This window comes from Paraburkholderia phosphatilytica (assembly GCF_003443895.1).
Classification (GTDB): Bacteria; Pseudomonadota; Gammaproteobacteria; order Burkholderiales; family Burkholderiaceae; genus Paraburkholderia; species Paraburkholderia phosphatilytica.
Window position 1 is genome coordinate 1 of the sequence record NZ_QQOA01000095.1, and the last position, 2,491, is coordinate 2,491.

3 protein-coding genes are annotated in these 2,491 nt (G+C 63.5%); all 3 read left to right on the plus strand.

Annotation, left to right across the window (positions count from 1 at the left end; all coding sequences use genetic code 11):
- The first annotated feature begins 51 nt into the window (after positions 1-51).
- From tnpA to tnpC, 3 genes are read left to right on the plus strand one after another with little or no spacing between them, the layout of a single operon-like run.
- Entirely contained in the window at positions 52-480 is a 429-nt protein-coding gene (gene tnpA / locus DVS29_RS36665; protein WP_240656002.1) for an IS66-like element accessory protein TnpA, read from the plus strand.
- Positions 477-821 (plus strand): IS66 family insertion sequence element accessory protein TnpB, encoded by a 345-nt coding sequence (gene tnpB, locus DVS29_RS36670; protein ID WP_118186227.1) that lies wholly within the window; start codon positions 477-479, stop codon positions 819-821. The genes tnpA and tnpB overlap by 4 nt, the downstream gene beginning before the upstream one ends.
- A gap of 30 nt (positions 822-851) precedes the next feature.
- Positions 852-2,405 carry an IS66 family transposase gene (gene tnpC / locus DVS29_RS36675; RefSeq protein ID WP_118186229.1) on the plus strand — a complete coding sequence of 518 codons (1,554 nt, stop codon included), beginning with the start codon at positions 852-854 and terminating at the stop codon, positions 2,403-2,405.
- Positions 2,406-2,491: the final 86 nt, after the last annotated feature.

A 2,491-nucleotide genomic window follows, 5' to 3' on the forward strand; every position in this document is an offset into this window, starting at 1 on the left:
GTAAGCGCCTCACGGCGACCGTCGTAGACGAGGGCGAGAAGCGACATCAAAGTGGTGCCCATCATTTTCGATTTGATGGACATCACCGTGACAGAGCCGGAAGCCAAGCCCGGGAGCCGCAAGGGGCGCCCAAACTATGATCGCGAGTTTCGACGCCGTCTTGCGGCCGCGGCATGCGAGCCGGGTGCTTCGGTCGCAAAGCTGGCGCGCGAGAATGGCATCAATGCAAACATGCTGTTCACGTGGCGGCGTCGCTATCGCGAGCAATTGCAGACCCAAACGACGTCCCTGATTTCAGTGGCGGTGGTCGATGACACGCCGGCGCAGCGCGTGACCATGCCCTCGGATGCTCGGGCAGTGGGCAACCGCACTATACGAGCCGGGACGATCGAGATTCGATTCGGTGAGGTGGTCGTCAAGGTGGACGGCATCGTCGATGCCGACACGCTACGCGTTGTACTGGGGAGCATGCGATCGTGATCTCTGTTCCCACCGGTACACGTGTCTGGCTGGTGGCTGGCGTCACCGACATGCGCTGCGGATTCCAAGGGCTGGCGGCGAAGGTGCAGACGGCGCTCGAGGACAATGCGCTCAGCGGCAACGTGTTCATCTTCCGGGGCCGGCGCGGCGATCTCGTGAAGCTCATGTGGGCAACCGAGGACGGGCTCTGGCTTCTCGCAAAGCGGCTTGAGCGTGGGCGCTTCGTGTGGCCGCAGGCCGATGGCGGCAAGGTCCATCTGACGGCGGCGCAATTGTCGATGTTGCTCGAAGGCATCGATTGGCGGCAACCGCGTCGCACCGCTGCACTGTCGATGTTGTAAACCGAGCAGAAGGCTCGTAAACTGCGCCGCATGTCGAACGGCGCCGAACTTCCTGACGATGTTGAAACGCTGCGAGCCTTGCTGCTCGAGGCTCGTGCTCAGCTTGCCGAGCGCGATCTGGAGATCGAGCAACTCAAGGCTCAGCTCGACAAGCTTAGGCGTATGCAATTCGGGCGCAAGTCCGAGCAATTGGACCGGGAGGTTGCACGGCTCGAAACCGCGCTCGAGGACCTGACGGGCGAGCGTGGCGTCGCCGATGTGCGGCGCGCCCGCCAATCAAGCGCAAGCACGCCTGTGAGCGACGCATCGCCGAAAGAAGCGCTGCCGCCGCACCTGCCACGCGAAGAACGTGTACTGGAGGCCGACGCAACGTGCCCGAAGTGCGGCAGCGCAATGCAGCCGCTCGGAGAAGACGTGTCCGAGCAGCTCGCCCGCGTCGCGGCGGTGTTCAAGGTGATTCGTACGATCCGGCGCAAGACGGTTTGCCCATGCGGCCACCACTTCTCGCAGCCGGCGATGCCCGGCCTGCCGATTACGCGCAGCATCGCCCATCCGAGCCTGCTGGCCGACATCCTCGTCTCGAAGTACGCCGACCACGCCCCGCTGTACCGGCAGTCGCAGATAGCCGCGCGCGACGGCGTGAAGCTGGACCCGGCCAGCATGGGCCGCTGGGTTGGCCAGTGCGAGGCCCTTTGCGATGCGCTGACCGAGGCACTGCGCCGCTACACGGTGGCGCCGTCGAAGCTGCACGCGGATGACACGCCTATCCCGGTACTCGAGCCGGGCAAGAAGAAGACGAAGACGGGGCGCCTGTGGGTGTATGTGCGCGATGACACTCGTTCGGGCTCGACCGAACCGGCCGCAGTGTGGTTTGCTTACTCGCCGGACCGCAAAGGCATTCATCCCCAGACCCATCTGGCCGGATTCAAGGGTATCTTGCAAGCGGACGCCTACAGTGGCTTCAACGAACTGTACGAGAGCGGCAAGATTCGCGAGGCGGCATGCTGGGACCACGCGAGACGGTACATATACGACGTGCATGCCCGAACGCCTACCGAGGCGACCCGGGAGGTGCTCGAGCTGATCGGTGGACTTTACGCGATCGAGGCCGACATCCGCGGCAAACCCGCCGCGCAGCGGCTGCGCGTGCGCCAGGAGAAAAGCATTCCGTTGCTCGCGGCCATCAAGACGTGGATGACGGACAAACTCGCGACGCTGTCGAAGAAATCCGAATTGGCCAAAGCGATCCATTACTCGCTTAACCAGTGGGATGCCCTCGTGCTGTACTGCGAAGAGGGCCGTGCCGAGATCAGCAACGCCCTGGCCGAAAACGCGTTGCGCTGTGTGAGTCTGGGTCGCAAGAACTTCTTGTTCGCCGGCTCCGACAGTGGGGGGAAACGGGCCGCGGCGATGTACAGCCTGATCGGCACGTGCAAGCTGAACGGGATCAACCCGCGCGCTTACCTCGAATACGTGCTGACCCATATCGCTGATCACCCCATTAACCGCATCGACGAATTACTACCCTGGAACGTGGCAAGAAAGCTGCCAGGGAAGTCTTGCCCACCTGTCTCCACGGGCTGATTGCCAGCGGGCCAACACGACCGCCCGATACCCGATCATGCCTCACGTGCGCGCCGGATTGCGGACGGCCTTCGCGAGGCGCTTAC